The organism is Streptomyces sp. NPDC051563 (genome assembly GCF_044454225.1).
GTDB lineage: Bacteria > Actinomycetota > Actinomycetes > Streptomycetales > Streptomycetaceae > Streptomyces.
In genome coordinates, this window is sequence record NZ_JBITDL010000013.1 from 213987 (window position 1) to 230153 (window position 16167).

Annotated in this window: 13 protein-coding genes; 7 read left to right on the forward strand and 6 right to left on the reverse strand. The window is 73.7% G+C overall.

From position 1 onward, the window contains the following. Positions 1-2: 2 nt before the first annotated feature. The 4 genes from ACIA8F_RS17850 to ACIA8F_RS17865 all read right to left on the reverse strand — a co-directional run bounded on the left by ACIA8F_RS17850 (position 3) and on the right by ACIA8F_RS17865 (position 5039). Positions 3-953, reverse strand: coding sequence for a carbohydrate ABC transporter permease (locus ACIA8F_RS17850; RefSeq protein ID WP_399379755.1), 951 nt, complete (start codon positions 951-953; stop codon positions 3-5). 4 nt (positions 954-957) lie between these two features. Beyond that, positions 958-2292, reverse strand: coding sequence for an ABC transporter substrate-binding protein (locus ACIA8F_RS17855; RefSeq protein WP_399379757.1), 1335 nt, complete (start codon positions 2290-2292; stop codon positions 958-960). A gap of 241 nt (positions 2293-2533) precedes the next feature. After that, complete coding sequence (locus tag ACIA8F_RS17860; protein ID WP_399379759.1) at positions 2534-3781, reverse strand: ROK family transcriptional regulator; 1248 nt, start codon at positions 3779-3781, stop codon at positions 2534-2536. 160 nt (positions 3782-3941) lie between these two features. Continuing rightward, entirely contained in the window at positions 3942-5039 is a 1098-nt protein-coding gene (locus ACIA8F_RS17865) for a mechanosensitive ion channel family protein (protein WP_399379760.1), read from the reverse strand. A gap of 261 nt (positions 5040-5300) precedes the next feature. Between ACIA8F_RS17865 and ACIA8F_RS17870 the strand changes: the two genes are divergently transcribed. Further along, positions 5301-5855, forward strand: a complete 555-nt coding sequence (locus ACIA8F_RS17870; RefSeq protein ID WP_399379762.1) for an HNH endonuclease — start codon at positions 5301-5303, stop codon at positions 5853-5855. Positions 5856-6148: 293 nt separating this feature from the next. Here ACIA8F_RS17870 and ACIA8F_RS17875 read toward each other — a convergent pair whose 3' ends face one another. After that, positions 6149-9211, reverse strand: a complete 3063-nt coding sequence (locus ACIA8F_RS17875) for a beta-N-acetylglucosaminidase domain-containing protein (RefSeq protein WP_399379764.1) — start codon at positions 9209-9211, stop codon at positions 6149-6151. 440 nt (positions 9212-9651) lie between these two features. On the opposite strand from ACIA8F_RS17875, the gene ACIA8F_RS17880 reads away from it, so the two are divergent. From ACIA8F_RS17880 to ACIA8F_RS17890, 3 genes are read left to right on the forward strand one after another with little or no spacing between them, the layout of a single operon-like run. Beyond that, entirely contained in the window at positions 9652-9858 is a 207-nt protein-coding gene (locus tag ACIA8F_RS17880; protein WP_399379786.1) for a hypothetical protein, read from the forward strand. Positions 9859-9873: 15 nt separating this feature from the next. Then, positions 9874-11901 (forward strand): 4-alpha-glucanotransferase, encoded by a 2028-nt coding sequence (locus ACIA8F_RS17885; RefSeq protein ID WP_399379766.1) that lies wholly within the window; start codon positions 9874-9876, stop codon positions 11899-11901. Positions 11902-11921: 20 nt separating this feature from the next. After that, positions 11922-12155, forward strand: a complete 234-nt coding sequence (locus ACIA8F_RS17890) for a hypothetical protein (RefSeq protein WP_399379767.1) — start codon at positions 11922-11924, stop codon at positions 12153-12155. 114 nt (positions 12156-12269) lie between these two features. Here ACIA8F_RS17890 and ACIA8F_RS17895 read toward each other — a convergent pair whose 3' ends face one another. After that, the gene (locus ACIA8F_RS17895; protein WP_399379769.1) at positions 12270-12761 is read right to left on the reverse strand and encodes a MarR family winged helix-turn-helix transcriptional regulator; all 492 of its coding nucleotides are present in this window, start codon (positions 12759-12761) and stop codon (positions 12270-12272) included. 138 nt (positions 12762-12899) lie between these two features. Here ACIA8F_RS17895 and ACIA8F_RS17900 point away from each other — a divergent pair, with 138 nt between their 5' ends. The 3 genes from ACIA8F_RS17900 to ACIA8F_RS17910 are packed head-to-tail and all read left to right on the forward strand — an operon-like array spanning position 12900 to position 15723. Continuing rightward, positions 12900-13841 carry an EamA family transporter gene (locus ACIA8F_RS17900; RefSeq protein ID WP_399379771.1) on the forward strand — a complete coding sequence of 314 codons (942 nt, stop codon included), beginning with the start codon at positions 12900-12902 and terminating at the stop codon, positions 13839-13841. A gap of 51 nt (positions 13842-13892) precedes the next feature. After that, positions 13893-14810 carry a DMT family transporter gene (locus ACIA8F_RS17905; RefSeq protein ID WP_399379787.1) on the forward strand — a complete coding sequence of 306 codons (918 nt, stop codon included), beginning with the start codon at positions 13893-13895 and terminating at the stop codon, positions 14808-14810. Positions 14811-14820: 10 nt separating this feature from the next. Beyond that, positions 14821-15723, forward strand: coding sequence for a LysR family transcriptional regulator (locus ACIA8F_RS17910; RefSeq protein ID WP_399379773.1), 903 nt, complete (start codon positions 14821-14823; stop codon positions 15721-15723). The last annotated feature ends 444 nt before the right edge of the window (positions 15724-16167 follow it).

A 16167-nucleotide genomic window follows, 5' to 3' on the forward strand; every position in this document is an offset into this window, starting at 1 on the left:
CCTCAGTCACCTGCCTCGATCAGGCCGCCGCGCCGCCGCATGAGCAGCGCGGTGAAGGCCATGGAGAGGGCGAACAGCACCAGGGCGACCACGCAGGCCGCGCCGTAGTCGAAGCGCTGGAAGCCGACGTTGTAGATGACCTGGGGCAGGGTCAGGGTGGACTTGCCGGGGTACCCGGGCTCGAACTGCTGGCCCGAGCCGCCCATCACGCCGGACGCCACCCTCCCCGCCACCAGGGGCTGCGTGTAGAACTGCATCGACTGGATGACCCCGGTGACCACCGCGAAGAGGATGATCGGCGAGATGTTCGGCAGGGTGATGTGGCGGAAGCGCGCCGCCGCCCCGGCCCCGTCCAGCTCGGCCGCCTCGTACTGTTCGCGCGGTACGTCGAGCAGCGCGGCCATGAAGATGACCATCAGGTCGCCGACCCCCCACACCGCGAGCGCGGTCAGCGCCGGCTTGGACCAGGCGGGGTCGTTGAACCAGCCGGGCGTGGGCAGTCCGACCGCGTCCAGCAGGGTGTTCACCGGTCCGGTGCCCGGGTTGAGCAGGAAGACGAAGGCGAGGGTCGCCGCCACCGGAGGGGCCAGGTAGGGCAGGTAGAACAGGGTGCGGAAGACGCCCGTGCCCAGCTTGATCTTGGTGATGAGCAGTCCGATGCCGAGCCCGAAGACGACCCGGCAGGCGACCATGACCACGACCAGCCACAGGGTGTTGCGCATGGCCGGCCAGAACATCGGCAGGTCGGAGAAGACGTAGGTCCAGTTGTCCAGCCCGTTGAAGACGGGCGGGCGGAAGCCGTCGTACTTGGTGAAGGAGAAGTAGACGGTGGAGACGAGCGGGTAGGCGAAGAAGACGCCGAACCCGATCAGCCAGGGCGACATGAAGGCCGCCGTGCGCAGTGCGGCCCTGCGGCGCTTGGTGCGCAGCGCGGGGGAGAGGGTGCCGGCCATCGGGCTACTTGGCCTTCGCGATGTCCGTGTCGACCTGCTGGTCGGTCTTGGCGAGACCGGCCGCGATGTCCGTGACCTCGCCCTTCTCCACCGAGTACGCGAAGTCGGTGAAGGTCAGCTGGTAGGTGCCGCCGTCCGCCTGCGCCGGGGTGGTGGTCGACTTCGGGTGCTTGGCGATGTCGATGAACGTCTTGAACTCCGGGGTCACCTGGAGCTTGGGGGAGTCCAGGGCGGCCAGCGTGGAGGGGACGTTGTGGATGGCGTTGGCGAACTCCACGACCGCCTCGGTGTCGGTCGTCATGTACTTCGTCAGCTCCCAGGCGGCGTTCTGCTTCTTGCTGCCGGAGGAGATGCCCATGATCGTGCCGGCGAGGTAGCCCTTGCCGTACTCGGCGATCCGGTCGTCGGGGACGGGCATCGGCGCGGTGCCGATCTCGAACTTCACCCCGGCTTCCTTCGCCATGCTGGCCCGCCACTCGCCGTCGATCTGCATGGCCACCAGGCCCAGGTGGAAGGGGTGCTCGGCGCTCCACTCGTCGCCGAAGGTGGTGCGGAACTTCTCCAGCTTCTCGTACCCGCCGAGCTTGGACACCAGGTCCTTCTGCGCGGTCAGCATCTGGGCGAAGCCGGGGTCCTTGGCCAGGTTGGACTTGCCGTCGGCGGTGAAGTACGCCGGGCTCCACAGCGCGGCCAGCCGCTGGGGGGCGGTCTCGTAGCCGTGGTAGGTGGGCATGATGCCGAGCTGCTGGTACGAATCGCCCTTGGCGATCGTCAGCTTCTGCGCGTCGGCGACGAACTGGCTCCAGGTCTTGGGCGGTTCGGTGATCCCGGCGGCCGCGAAGGCGGTCTTGTTGTAGACGAGGCCGTACGCGTCGTTCAGCAGCGGCAGCGTGCACTGGTTGCCGTTGAACTGGGTGTACTCCAGGAGGGTCTTGGGGAAGACCTTCTCCTTGTCGACCCCGGACTTCTTCAGGAAGGGGTTCAGGTCGGCGAAGGCGCCGGAGTTGCAGAACTTGCCGACGCTGTCGGTGGTGAAGGAGGAGACCACGTCGGGGGCCTTGTCGCCGCCGGCGCGCAGGGCCTGGTTGATCTTGTCGTCCGTCATGTTGCCCGTGACGTTGACCTTGATGTTCGGGTGCGCCTTCTGGAACCGGGCGATGTTGTCCTCGATGGCCTTGATCTCGCTGGGGGCGGACCAGCCGTGCCAGAAGTTGAGGGTGACGTCCTTGTTCGGGTCGTCGGCGGCCGTGTTGGAGGCGGAGCCCGTACACGCGGTGGCGAGTACGGATATCGCGGCGAGGGAGGTCGCGGCGAGGGTCAGGCGGCGGATTCCGGGCATGGCGGAGTCACTCTCTGCGCGGGGGGACTTCCTGGAGGGGGAGGGGAGGAGCCGTGGTGCGGGGTGGGCTCACGCGGGGGAGGCGGTGCGGGCGTGTGCGGTACGGGCATGTGCGGTACGGGGCTGCGTGCGCCGGGGGCTCGTGCGGGTGGACGCGGTGCTTTGTGGTGCGGGTGGGGCGGGTGGTGCGGGTGTGGGGCGGTGTGCGGGGGCGGTGCGGGGGTGGCTCGGTGGGTGCGGTTCAGCGGCGGGAGGTGTCGAAGACCTCGTCGCGGGTGGCGGCCAGGGCGCTCTCCAGCGCCCCGCGCAGGACGGGCCGTTCCCGTACCTCGCCGGTCACCAGCAGGGGCCGGGACGGGGCGAGGTCGGCGAGCTCGGCTTCGAGGAGTTTGCGCAGGGGCTCCCCGCCCGCGATGGTCAGAGCGCCGGAGAGGATCACGATCTCCGGGTCCAGTACGGCGACCAGCGAGGCGAGCCCGGTGGCGAGGGCGGTGGCGTACTCCCGCAGGAGGTCCAGATGGGGCCCCTCGGGCGCGGCGGCGGCCTGGGCCAGCAGCGCGGCCGCCGCTTCGACCACGGCCCCGGACTCGGCCCCGTGCACGGCGCCGTGCACCGAGCCGGCTCCGGCCGCGGCGGCCGGCGGGGCGTCGACGCCGAGCCGGGCCGCCATGGCGGGCAGCACCTGTACGCCGGCCAGTTCCTGGTAGCCGCCGGAGTTGACCCGGGTGACCTGGCGGACCAGCGGGTGCCCGGCGACCGGCAGGAAGCCGATCTCCCCGGCGCCGCCGGTCCAGCCGCGGTGCAGCCGGCCGCCGAGCACGAGGGCGGCCCCGAGGCCCTCCTCGTTCCACAGCAGGACGAAGTCCTCGTGGCCGCGGGCGGCGCCGAGGCGTTGTTCGGCGACGGCGGCGAGATTCACGTCGTTCTCGTACTCGACCGGCATCGGCAGCGCCGCGGCGAGCTCGTCGAGGAGCGTGGGGGACTGCCAGCCCGCCAGGTGGTCGGCGTAGCGGAGCACCCCGGTGCGCGGGTCGAAGGAGCCGGGGGTCGCGATGACCACCCGGTGGATGTCGGCGAGGTGCAGTCCGGCGTCCTTGACGGCCTCGCCGAGGGCGCGGGTGACCTGCTCGACCGGCCCGGTGCCCTCCGCGTGCGGGAGCTCGTGGCTGCCGATGACCTCGCCGGCCAGGTCGGCTACGGAGGCGAGGATCCGGCCCGGGGTGACGTCGAGCCCGGCGACGTAGGCGGCCCGCGCGTTGACGGCGTAGAGCTGCGCGTTGGGGCCGGGGCGGCCGGTGGCGGTGCCGGTGGCGACCACGAGCCCGGCGGCCTCCAGGCGGGCCAGCAGCTGGGAGGCGGTGGGCTTCGAGAGTCCGGTGAGGTGCCCGATCCGGGTCCGGGACAGGGGACCGTGCGTCAGCAGGAGCTCGAGCGCGGCCCGGTCGTTCAGGGCGCGCAACAGGCTGGGCGTACCGGGGGTGGCGGGCATGGGGTGGCTTCTCTCTCACCGAGGTGAACTGTTAGGTAAGTTTCCTATTCGTGGGTCGCTCGTGTCAATGGCGGCGCGAACACCCGCGTACACCACTGCCCCCGCAGGTCGGACCTACGGGGGCAGTGGCGCGTGAGTACGGCTTCGTGCGGGGCGGGTGCTACTTCGTGATGCGCGCACCGGAGGCCGGGCCGCCCGCGGCCGGGTGCGGGATCTCCGCGGTGGCCAGGGACTGCGGGGACGTCGGGTTCGCCAGCGCCGACGGCGGGGCGACGGCGGCCGAGGGGTCGGCCGGGGCCTCGTCCTCCGCGGGCGCCGCCAGGCCGCCGACGATTCCGATGCCCGCGGCGTCGAAGGCGTCCTTTATGCGCCAGCGCAGCTCGCGCTCCACGGCGAACTGCTGGCCCGGCATGGTCTTCGCCGACACCGAGACCGACATCGAGGCCAGCAGCACCTCGTCCAGGCCCAGCACGTCCACCGGACCCCACAGCCGCTCGTCCCACGGGGACTCCTTGGCCAGGGTGTCGGCGATGTCCTTGATCACCTCGCGGATGCGGGAGAGCGATTCGGTGGGCTTGACCTGCACCGCGATGCTCGCCGTGGCCCAGCCCTGGCTGAGGTTGCCGATCCGCTTGATCTCGCCGTTGCGGACGTACCAGATCTCACCGCTGTCGCCGCGCAGCTTGGTGACGCGCAGCCCCACCTCGACGACCTCGCCCGAGGCCACCCCGGCATCGATCTTGTCGCCGACGCCGTACTGGTCCTCGAGGATCATGAACACGCCGGAGAGGAAGTCCGTGACCAGGTTCCGGGCGCCGAAACCGATCGCGACACCGGCCACACCGGCGCTTGCCAGCAGCGGCCCCAGATTGATGTCGAGGGCGCCCAGCACCATCAGGGCCGCCGTGCCGAGGATCAGGAACGAGGCCACCGAGCGCAGGACCGAACCGATGGCCTCGGACCGCTGGCGGCGCCGCTCGGCATTGACCAGCAGCCCGCTCAGGGCCGTGCCCTCGACGGCGTCGGCGCCGCGGTTCATCCGGGTGATCAGCTTGGTCAGCGACTTGCGGACCACCGAACGCAGGGCGAAGGCGATGACCAGGATGAGGAGGATGCGCAGGCCCAGGTAAAGCCATCCGGCCCAGTTCTCCTCGATGAAACTGGCCGCGTTCGTGACGCTCTCGTGCGTATCTCTGATCGTTTGGGACGCGTCCGGGTTGTCGGCTGCGAGAGGGAGCAGGGCGGCAGGCCTGGGCACGGCGGGAACCTCCAGATATGGCGTCCTGCCCGTGGAAGGGGTGCCGCGGGCAGACCATCCACCCTAACGGGGCACACGGCCTGACTTGTTGCCGTGTTCGAGGGAGAGACCAGACTCACGCGGGGATGAAGCGGGTGTGGTCGAAAACACCTCGGACCCGTTACGAGTGCGTGGTGGCGCTTCGACCAGCCGTAAGGGGAGACTGGAAGGCAGATCGTCCCGGCGCGAGCCACGCGCCGCCGGCGTTATAGGAGGCAGTCCGTGCCGCACGTCCTGGTCCTCAACGCGTCGTACGAGCCCCTCGGCGTCGTACCGCTCCGTCGCGCGCTCGTCCTCGTCCTGGAGAACAAAGCCGTCTCCCTGGAGGAATCCGGCGCCTTTCTGCACAGCGCGACACGGGCCGTCCCCGCGCCCAGCGTGGTTCGGCTCAAGCGCTTCGTGCGGGTCCCCTACCGGGGGCCCGTTCCACTCACCCGCCGCGCGCTGTTCGCCCGGGACGGCGGTCGCTGCATGTACTGCGGGGCCGTCGCCACCAGTGTCGACCACGTCATCCCGCGCAGCCGGGGCGGGCAGCACGTCTGGGACAACGTCGTCGCCGCGTGCCGCCGCTGCAACCACGTCAAGGCCGACCGGCACCTCGTCGACCTCGGCTGGCGGCTGCGGCACCAGCCGGCTCCGCCGTCCGGGCTGGCCTGGCGGATCATCGGGACGGGGCACCGGGATCCGTGCTGGATGCCGTACCTCGAGCCGTACGGGGCGGAGGATGCGCTGGATCGCATCGGGGTACCGATCGCTGCCGCGGCGGTCGCTTCGTAGCCCCCGCAGCCGGGGCCCCGGCTGCGGGCGTGCCGCTGCGCGGGGCGATTTCCCCTACCCGCCCTTCGCCCGTTCCCTGGGGCTCCGCCCCAGACCCCGCTCCTCAAACGCCGGAGGGGCTGGATGTGCCGGTCCTCCGGCGTTCACGTGCGGGCCGACCTGGGCAGAAACGAGCCCCTCCGGCGTTTGAGGAGTGGGGTCTGGGGGCTGGCCCCAGGGAACGGGTCCGGGCGGAGCCCGGGGAACGGCGGAAGGGTGGGTAGGGGACAGCCCCGCAGGGTTGCCCGGCCCCCCTACGGGGCCATCGCGAAGGCCTCGGCTCCGAGCAGGCTGCAGCCGTAGCGGGTGGCCCGGGTCTCGCAGGTGACCCGGACGAAGCGGGCCGGTGCGGCCGCCGGGTCCAGGTGGACGGAGTCCACCCCGCCGCGGGAGGCGACCGTCGCGGACGGCTGCCAGACGACCCCGTCCGCCGAGGTCTCCACCCGGAACCGGGACGGATAGGCCTCCTGCCAGTGCAGACGCAGCAGCCCGATCCGGGCCGGAGCGGCCAGCTCCGCCTGCCACCACGCCCCGTCCACCGCGGGCGAGGACCAGCGGGTGGAAGCGGAATCGTCCAGGGCCCCCGACGCGGGGAACGCCGGGGTCTCGTCGGCCGAGGACGAGGCCACGGCCGCCCGCAGCAGGTTCGGGCCGGCCGTGCGCGGATGGGCGCGGACCTTCAGCACGTGCGTCTCGGAGCCGAAGGCGACCGGGATCTCGTAGGTGCCCGGCGCCGTGCCCGCGGCCACCGTGACCTCGACCGGGACGGTCGCCGTCGTCCCGCGCGCGGCCGCGGCCGTCTCCGGCAGGCGTACGGAGATCCCCGGCGGCGGGGTCGCGGACAGGGGTCCGCGGACCTCGCCGGGACGCAGCGCGGACAGCTGCGCCGCGATCCGCTGCGGGGCCCCGCCGATCTCCGCGTCCACGGTCTCCGCCAGCTCGAAGCGGGCCTCCGGGCCGTCCGCGGTCCACGGGACCACGCCGTGCACCGCCGGGGCCGGGCCCGACCAGACGAGCCGGACCGCGTCGGCCCGCAGGCCGCCCAGGTCGGCCTGGGTCCAGCCCGAGGCCGCCGCCTCCGCGACCTTGCGCCAGCCCTCGCCGGGCACGTGCGCCTCGACCACGGCGCCCCGGCTGCCCGCCGGCAGCGGGTCGGTCATCACGGTCACCACCGATACGGGCCGGACGTCCGGCAGCTGGACCGTCCAGGCGTCGGCCTGGACGGTCACCGTGCCCGGCTCCCGGGCCGCGCCGGTCCACGCGTCGGCCTCGGCCGCGGCCCGCGCCAGGAAGGGGTCCAGCACCGCCTTGTCGACGCGGGCGGCCTCCGTCCCGGACAGGGCCGTCCGGGCGGCGGTGAAGGCCTGCGAGGCCTGCCAGGCCGCCGCCCCGTCCCCGCGGGCCTGCGCCTGGAGGACGTCGAGGGCCAGCTCGCCGGCCGCCCCGTAGCGCGCGAGCCGCGACAGCCAGGGCCCCGCCTCCTGCGCGAGCGCGGGCAGCCGGTCGGGGGCCTCGCGCAGCACGCGGAAGGCGGCGCGCAGCCGGTCGCCCGCCGCCGGGTCGCCGGAGCTGCGGGCCCGCCAGAACTCCTCGGTCAGGGGGACCAGGTAGGCGGACTCGGGCTGGGCGAGGCCGGAGGAGGCGTTGTTCCCGGCCAGCGCGGCCAGCGCCTCCCGGGCCTTGGGGTCGGGTCCGGCGAGCGAGGACACGGCCGCCGCCCAGGAGTCGGCGGCCCGGTAGCCGCGCGGGTTCCACGTGAAGTCCGCCGCGGTGAACAGCGGGATGCGCGACAGCGTGCCCTGGGGCATCGCGTTGGCCAGCACGGCCGCGGAACCGCCCGCGACCACCGCGTCGCGTCCCGCGTAGGGGCCGAGGAAGATCCGGCCCGGGTCCCAGTCGTTGACCGGGTAGTTGTCCATGGTGACCAGGGGGTGCCGGCCGAGCGCGGAGCGGGCTCCGTTCATCTCCTGCCCGGTGATCGTGCGCGGGATCACGCCGACGCCCGTCCAGGCCACCTCCACCCGGTCGTCCAGGGCCCCGGCCAGCGCGGTCCGGTAGGGGGTCGCGCCCTCCTGGTAGTACTCCGTCGGCAGCAGCGACAGCGCGGGCGCGCCCGGGTAGCGCCGGGCCAGGTGCGCGGCCAGCTCGCCCGCCACCTCCGCGTGCGCCTTGGCGGCCGCCGCCGGGCCCTTGCCGTAGCGCTCCCGGTCGGCGCGGCAGCCCCACTCGGTGTAGCTGACGTCCTGGAACTGCACCTGGAACGCCCGGAACCCGAGGTCCCACATGGCGTCCAGTTTGCGGGCGAGCGCCGCCCGGTCGGCCGAGGAGGCCAGGCACATCGACTGCCCGGGCGCCACCGCCCAGGCCAGCACCACGTGTTGGGTGCGCGCCCGGTCGGCCAGTTCCCGCAGCTCCGCCGCCCGCGGCGCCGGGTAGTCGCGGCGCCATTCCGTGGTCCGGTACGGATCGTCACCGGGCGCCAGCAGCAGCCGGTTCAGCTTGGTGCGGCCCATGAAATCCACCTGCGCGAGCCGCTCGGCGGCCGTCCACGGAGTCCCGTAGAACCCCTCCGTGATCCCGCGCACCGGCGCGGACGGCCAGTCCCGTACGAGGACCCCGGGCACCTTCCCGCCGCCCTGGGCCAGCAGCTGGCGCAGGGTCTGCGCCGCGTGGAACAGCCCGTCGTCCCCGGCGCCGGCCAGGGCGACCGTGTCCCGCCCCTCGGCGCGGCCCACCGCCAGCCGGTAGCCGCCGGCCGGCAGGTCGCCGGCCGGGGCCGCGCCCAGGGCCCGCAGCGCCCGTTCCGTGTCCCCGGCATCGCGCCCCTGGAGCCGTACGACGGGCACCGCGTCGGGCAGCGGCTCCCCGTCGGCCCGCTCGTGCAGGGTGCGCACGCCCGCCTCGCGCAGGGCGTCGCGGACCACCTGGGCGGCGTACGGGTCCACGCCCGCGGGCAGCACCAGGACGGCCTCGGCGCCCAGCGGCACCGCGCGCGCCGGGTCGGAGGCCATGGACTGGGGCCGGGGCCACACCGCGGGCCCCTCGGCGGCGGCGCGCCCCGGATCGGAGCCGGGGTCGAGCACGGGGGCGGGTACCGGAGCGGGCGCCGGATCGCGCAGCGCCGCGGGCAGGGCCGCGGGCAGTGCCGCGGGCAGTGCGGGGGCCGCGGGTGCGTCCGGTGCGCCGGGTGCGTCCGGTGCGCTCGGCGAGGCGAAGGCGCTGGGGGGACCCACCACCGCGGAACCGCCCAGCAGGGCGCCGATGACGGCGACCGCCGCGGCCGTTGCCGTGGCCCGCTTGCTGCCCCAGGTCTGCACGGAGCCACCCCGTCCCGAGTCGTCCCCCGCTCGTACGAACGAGCCAGAGCCCACCATCCGTACGGCCGGGGTGTCAACGCCGGCGGGTGATCTGACCTGGATCGGCCAGGAATGCGGGGCGGCCGACTGGGTATGGCTGGAATGTTCTCCGGGCCGCGCACCGGAGGTTCTTCCCGACGTTCCCGCACGCCAGGGCCGGTGGTCCCGACGCACGGAGATCGGCACGGAGCCCCGCAACACCTCCCGTGCGCGGCGCGCACACAGGCACGTCTGTACGGATTCACGTCCCGCACAGGAGAATTTCCGCTGTCGGTGGTGCGCGGACGACGCGCGGACCGACACAGTGGGAGCCATCCACGGGTCCTGACCGATCCTCACGCACGAAGGAGTGCCTGCCGGTGAACACCAAGGCTGCGAAGACGAAGAACGCCACCACCGCCATATCCCCCGAGTCCGTCCCGAAACGGCGTCCGCCGCTCGCCCACCTGCCGGCCCAGGCCGGACCCGACGAACGGCCCCTCACCAGCGAGCCGTCGCTCGCCGACGCCGCGCACGCGCCGTTGACCAGTGAGCCCCCGCTCGCCTGCGAGGCCCCGCTGACCAGCGAGCCGACCACCCATGCCGCGGCGGCAGCCGCGGGTGACTAGACGACAAGGAACCTGATGGACGACCTCGCCCGGCTCGCGGCCCTGTACGGAGTCGCCACCACCTACCAGCCCGCCGAGGACGTCACCCTCCGGGTCCCGGAGGCCACCGTCGCCGCCGTCCTGCGGCAGCTCGGGGTGGACACGGACACCCCGGAGTCCGTACGGGCGGACCTGGCCGCGGCCGAACACGACGCGGCGCAGAGGCTGTTGCCGCGCGTGCTGGTGTGGTGGGCCGGCTCCCGGCCGCCCGTGGAGCTGGCCGCCCTGCCGCCGGGCACCCGGACGCTGCTGGAGGCGGAGGAGGAGGGCGGGCCCCCGCAGGCGCCGGGCCGTGCGGTGCCCTGGAACCCGGCCGGTGCGGCGGAGCCGCCGCTCGGCGTGCACCTGATCCGCGCCGAGGCCCCCGACGGCCGCACCGCCACCGCCACCCTGATCGTGGCCCCCGACCGGGCCCCGGCGGCTCCCGAACGCACCCACGGGCTGCTCGTCCAGCTCTACTCGGTGCTCTCGGAGCGGTCCTGGGGCATGGGCGACCTGGGCGATCTGGCGGAGCTCGCGCGCTGGGCGGGCCGGGTCCACGGAGCCGGGTTCGTCCAGGTCAACCCGCTGCACGCGGCCGTGCCCGGCACCCCGACCGACCCCTCCCCGTACCGGCCGTCCTCGCGGCGCTTCCCCGACCCGGTGCACCTGAGGATCGAGGACGTCCCCGAGTACGCCGACTGCCCTGACCGGGCCGCCCTCGCGGAACTGGCCGACCGGGGAGCGCAGTTGCGGCGCGAGGTGCTGGAGAAGGGGGCGCTGATCGACCGCGACGCCGTCTGGGCCCTCAAGCGGGCCGCCCTGGAACTGCTGTACGCCGTCCCGCGGACCCCCGAACGGGAGGCTGCCTACCGGCGGTTCCGTACCGAGCAGGGCGCGGAGCTCGACCTGCACGCCGCCTGGTGCGCGGGGCACGCCGGGGAGGACCCGCAGTCCGGGGCCGACTTCCACCGCTGGCTGGTCTGGCTGACGGACGCCCAGCTCGCCGCCGCCCAGCGGGCCGCCAAGGAGGCCGGGATGGCGGTGGGCATCGTCCACGACCTGGCCGTCGGGGTGCACCCGGAGGGCTCGGACGCCACCGGAGCCCCCCACTACGCCCGGGCCGTCTCCGTCGGCGCCCCGCCGGACGCCTTCAACGCGCGCGGCCAGGACTGGGGGCTGCCCCCCTGGCGGCCCGACCGGCTGGCGTCCACCGGGTACGCGCCCTTCCGGGCCCTGCTGCGGGGGGTGTTCCGGTACGCGGGCGCCCTGCGCATCGACCACGTCATGGGACTGTTCCGGCTCTGGTGGATCCCGGAAGGGACCCCGCCCGCCGAAGGCGCGTACGTGGCGTACGACGGGGAGGCGATGCTCGCCCTGCTGGTCCTGGAGGCGCACCGGGCCGGGGCCCTGGTCATCGGCGAGGACCTCGGCACCGTGCAGCCGGGGGTCCGTCAGGCGCTGGCCCGGCGCGGGGTGCTGGGCACCTCGGTGCTGTGGTTCGAGCGGGACTGGGGCGGCGACGGCGAGCCGCTGGAGCCCGAGCGCTGGCGGGCCGACTGCCTGGCCACCGTGACCACGCACGATCTGCCGCCCACGGCCGCCAAGCTGGCCGGCTCCCACGTGGAACTGCGCGACCGGCTGGGCCTGCTGACCCGCCCGGCCGAGCAGGAGCGCGCCGAGGACGCGGCCGACACCGCGCGCTGGCTCGACGTACTGGAGGACCTGGGGCTCGACACCAAGGGCGAGGAAGCCGCCGTACGGGCCCTGTACGGGTTCCTGCTGCGCACCCCGGCCCGGCTGGTCGGGGTCTGGCTGCCCGACGCGGTGGGGGACCGGCGGCCGCAGAACCTGCCCGGCACCTGGGACCAGTACCCCAACTGGCGGCTCCCGGTCGCCGACGCGGAGGGCCGGCCGCTGACCCTGGAGGCACTGACCGCCTCACCGCGGGCGAACGCCCTGCTGGGGGCGGTCCGGGGGGCGGTGGAAACCCGTACGGCACCCCCGGGCGCGCGCGGTGTTTAGGTGTTCGCTACGTTTGCACCGTGGACAAGAAGAACGCTCTGCGCGCCGGCGCCGTCACGGCCGGAACGACGCTGATGATGCTGCTGATGACGTCTCCCGCCCTCGCGGTCACCCGTGACGACGGTGACGACCCGGGTCCGGGCCTGAGCGTCGCCGAGACGCTCGGCCTCTACGTGGCCACGCCGATCGTGATTTTCCTGATCATCGCCGGTCTGGTGATGGTCGGCGACAAGTCGCGCAAGACGCAGAACTGAAACCGGGCGAGAGCCCACCGAAGACCGATCGAAGGCGCCGGGAGTCCCTGAGGACACCCGGCGCCTCGTCGTACCCGGGCCCGGACCGGCGGCCCGGACGCGCGGCCCGTCCCCCTACGGCGCCCCCGCCATCACCTTGCGCAGCAGGCCGGTGAGCGCCGCGATCTCCGCCTCGTCCAGCCCGGTGAGCGCCTCGCGCTGCACCTCCAGACCCGCCGCGACCGCCTCGTCGATGAGCGCGAGGCCCCGGTCGGTGATGGTCACCCGCAGTCCGCGCCGGTCGTCCGGATCGGGGCTGCGGCGCAGCAGCCCGGCCTTCTCCAGCTTGTCCAGCCGTCCCGTCATCCCGCCCGTGGTGAGCATCAGCGTGGCCGAGAGCTGGCGGGGCGAGAGGGTGTACGGGGCTCCGCTCCGGCGCAGCGTGGCCACGACGTCGAACTCGCCGCGCGAGATTCCGTAGCGCGCGTAGGCCTTTTCCATGGCGTCGCCCATGGCTTTGGAGATCCGGTAGATCCGGCCGAAGACGGCCATGGGCGTGGTGTCCAGATCGGGTCGCACCGCGAACCACTGGTCCGCGATCGCGTCGACGGGGTCCTTGTCGGTCATAGGCGCAGTATCCGGCTTCCGCTGATTCGTTGGCAAGAAAGTTGCTTGCAGGAAAGTAGCTTAGTGCTAAGCTACTTCCAAGTGAGCTACCCACTCGCGGAACCTGCCCGAGCCACTCGTCCTGCCGGAGGAGCACCCGTGAAGCGTGCCACCACCATCGTCCTGACCGCCCTCGCCCCCGTCTCCTGGGGTTCCACCTACTTCGTGGCCTCCGAGATGCTGCCCCCCGACCGGCCGCTGTTCACCGGGGTGATGCGGGCCCTGCCCGCCGGGCTGCTGCTCACCGCCCTGGCGCGGAAGCTGCCCACGGGTCAGTGGTGGTGGAAGGCGGCCGTCCTCGGCGGGCTCAACATCGGCGCGTTCTTCCCGCTCCTGTTCCTCTCCGCCTACCGCCTGCCCGGCGGGGTCGCGGCCGTCCTGGGCTCCCTGGGGCCGCTGTTCGTCGTGGGGCTCGCCGCCCTCCTCCTGGGCGAGCGGGCCCGGCTGCGGACCGTGCTCGCCGCCGTCGTGGGGGCCTTCGGCGTCGGCATGGTGGTGCTGACCGCGCAGGCGGAGCTCGACCCGGTCGGGCTGGTGGCCGGCGTGGTCTCCTCCCTCTCGATGGGCGCGGGCATCGTCATGACCAAGCGGTGGGGTCGCCCGGAGGGGGTCGGCCCGCTCGCCATGACCGGCTGGCAGCTCACCGCGGGCGGCCTGATCATCATCCCGGTCGCCGCTCTCGTGGAAGGGGCCCCGCCGGCGCTCGACGGCAAGGCCTTCCTCGGCTACGGCTACATGATGCTGATCAACACCGGCATCGCGTACTGGCTCTGGTTCCGCGGCATCGGACAGCTCACCGCCACCTCGGTCACCCTCCTCGGCCCGCTCTCGCCCCTCACCGCCGCCGTCATCGGATGGGCCGCCCTGGGGCAGTCGCTGTCGCCGGTGCAGGTGCTCGGCATGGTGATCGCCTTCGGTGCGACCGTCGCGGGGCAGCTCGCGGCGGGCTCCGTGCGGCCCAAGACCGCACCGTTCAGTTCTGCTGAAGAAACCGATCGAAATGTTTCGATGGACCTGACGGGTGCCGCGGTGCGACGGTAGACCGACGAACCGACACTCCGAACCCCGAGGGGGAGACACACCGTGGCCGTCATGGACCCCGTCCGCACCGTCCCGCAGGAAGCACTGCCCGGCAAGGCGAAGAAGGGGGCCGCCGGTCTCGGCATCCTCCTCGCCCTGCTCGCGACGGTCGTCTGGTCCGGCAGCTTCGTCGCCACCCGCGGCATGGCCGACAGCATCCCGCCCGTCCAGGCCGTCTTCTGGCGCTGGGTGATCGCCACCGTGGCCGTCGCCCCCTTCGCCGCCCGGCAGGCCTGGCAGCAGCGGGCCCTGATCCGCAAGCACTTCGGCTACATCGCCCTGGCCACCCTCTTCGGCGTCACCCTCTACAACACCGTCGTCCACCAGGCCGGACTGACCACCTCCGCCTCCAACATGGGCATGATCATGGCCGCCTCGCCGGTCATCATGGCCCTGTACGCCCGGCTCGGCGGCGAAAGGCTGGGCGCCCGGCGCACCTTCGGCCTGGCCCTCGCCGCCCTCGGCGTGCTCCTCCTGGTCGGCAAGGGCTCGATCCGCTTCGACTTCGCCGCCGGCGACCTGTGGATGTTCGGCGCCGCCCTGTCCTTCGCCACGTACAGCGCGCTCCTCAAGCGCAAGCCCGCCGAACTGGGCGGCCTGGCTTTCCTGCTCACCACCTTCGTCCTCGGCGCCCTGATGCTCGCCCCGGCCTACGCCGTGTCCCTCAAGATCCAGGGCGGCTTCCACGTCACCCCCTCCACCGCCGGAATGCTCCTGTACGTCGGCGTCTTCTCCTCCGCCGTCGCCTTCTTCGCCTGGAACAAGGCCGTCTCGATCATCGGCGCCGCCCGCGCAGGAGTCGTCTACTACCTCCAGCCGGTCTGCGTCGCGGGCCTCGGCCTGCTGCTCCTCGGCGAGACGACCGGCCCGACGCAGCTCCTCTGCATGGCGCTGATCCTGGGCGGCGTGGGTCTGGGTGCCCGGCGGTAGGTTCGGTCCCATGATCGAGTGGGACATCAAGAAGCTGCGGATCCTGCGGACCCTCGCCGAACAGGGGACCGTGACCGCGACGGCCGAGGCGCTGCACATGACGCCCTCGGCCGTTTCGCAGCAGCTGACCAACCTGGCGAAGGCGCTGGGGGTCCCGCTGCTGGAGGCCCAGGGCCGCCGGGTCCGGCTCACCGACGCCGCGCACCTCGTACTGCGGCACGCGGAGGCGGTGTTCGCGCAGCTGGAGCGGGCCGACGCGGAGCTGACCGGGTACCTCGCGGGGGAGGCGGGGGAGGTCCGGATCGGGGCCTTCTCCACCGCCGTACCCGTCCTCGTGGTCCCGGCGGTCGCCGCGCTGAGGCGCTCGCACCCCGGCGTGGAGGTCCGCGTACGGGAAACCGAGGCCGCCGAGTCCTACGAGCTGCTGTCCGCCGGGGTCGTCGACCTCGCGCTCTCCCTCGCGGCCCATGCCCCGACGGCCCGCGATCCCCGCTTCACCCGCCGGACGCTGCTGGAGGACCCCCTCGACGTGGCCCTGCCGCCGGACCATCCGCTGGCCGGAGCCGAGCAGCTGCGGCTCGCGGACCTGTCCGGGGACCCGTGGATCTACGGCGGCTCCGGGCCCTGGTCGGAGATCACCCGCAACGCCTGCGAGGCGGCGGGCTTCGTCCCGGAACAGGCCCACTCGGCCTCCGGCTGGACCGCGATCCTCGCCATGGTCGAGGCGGGCATGGGCGTGGCCCTGGTCCCCCGCATGGTGGCGAGCCGCGCCGCGGGCGTCGCCGTCCGGGTCCTGACCCACGACCGCCCCACCCGGCACGTCATCGCCGCCGTGCGCCGCGGCTCGGAATCGGCCCCTGCCGTGGCCCACGTCCTGGCGGCCCTACGAGCCGTCGCCACGGCCCGGCCGTAGCCGGGGGTGGGCGGCCCTGCGGGGCGAAGTCCCCTACCCACCCTTCCACCGTTCCCCGGGCCAGCCCGGACCCCGGTCCTCAAACGCCGGACAGGCTGAAGGGGGCCCCGGGCTGCGCCCGGACCCCCTGGGGCTCCGCCCCGGACCCCGGTCCTCAAACGCCGGACGGCTGAAAGACCCGGGGTCGGTGGCTGCGGACGGCAGGGGCGGGGACGGGGGCGGGGTGGGGTGTTGGCCTGGACGTAGAGCGTGATTTGTGGCGCTAAAGGAAGCCACAACTGTCGAACGTACGGGGCAGGGCGCCTAAATCATGCAGTCCAGGCCAACACCCCCCCCCCCCCCCCGCCCCCCCCCCCCCCCCCCCCCCCCCCCCCCCCCCCCCCCCCCCCCCCCCCCCCGCGGGGGGGGGCCGGGGCCCGGGGCCCCGGACCCCCCCCACCCGCC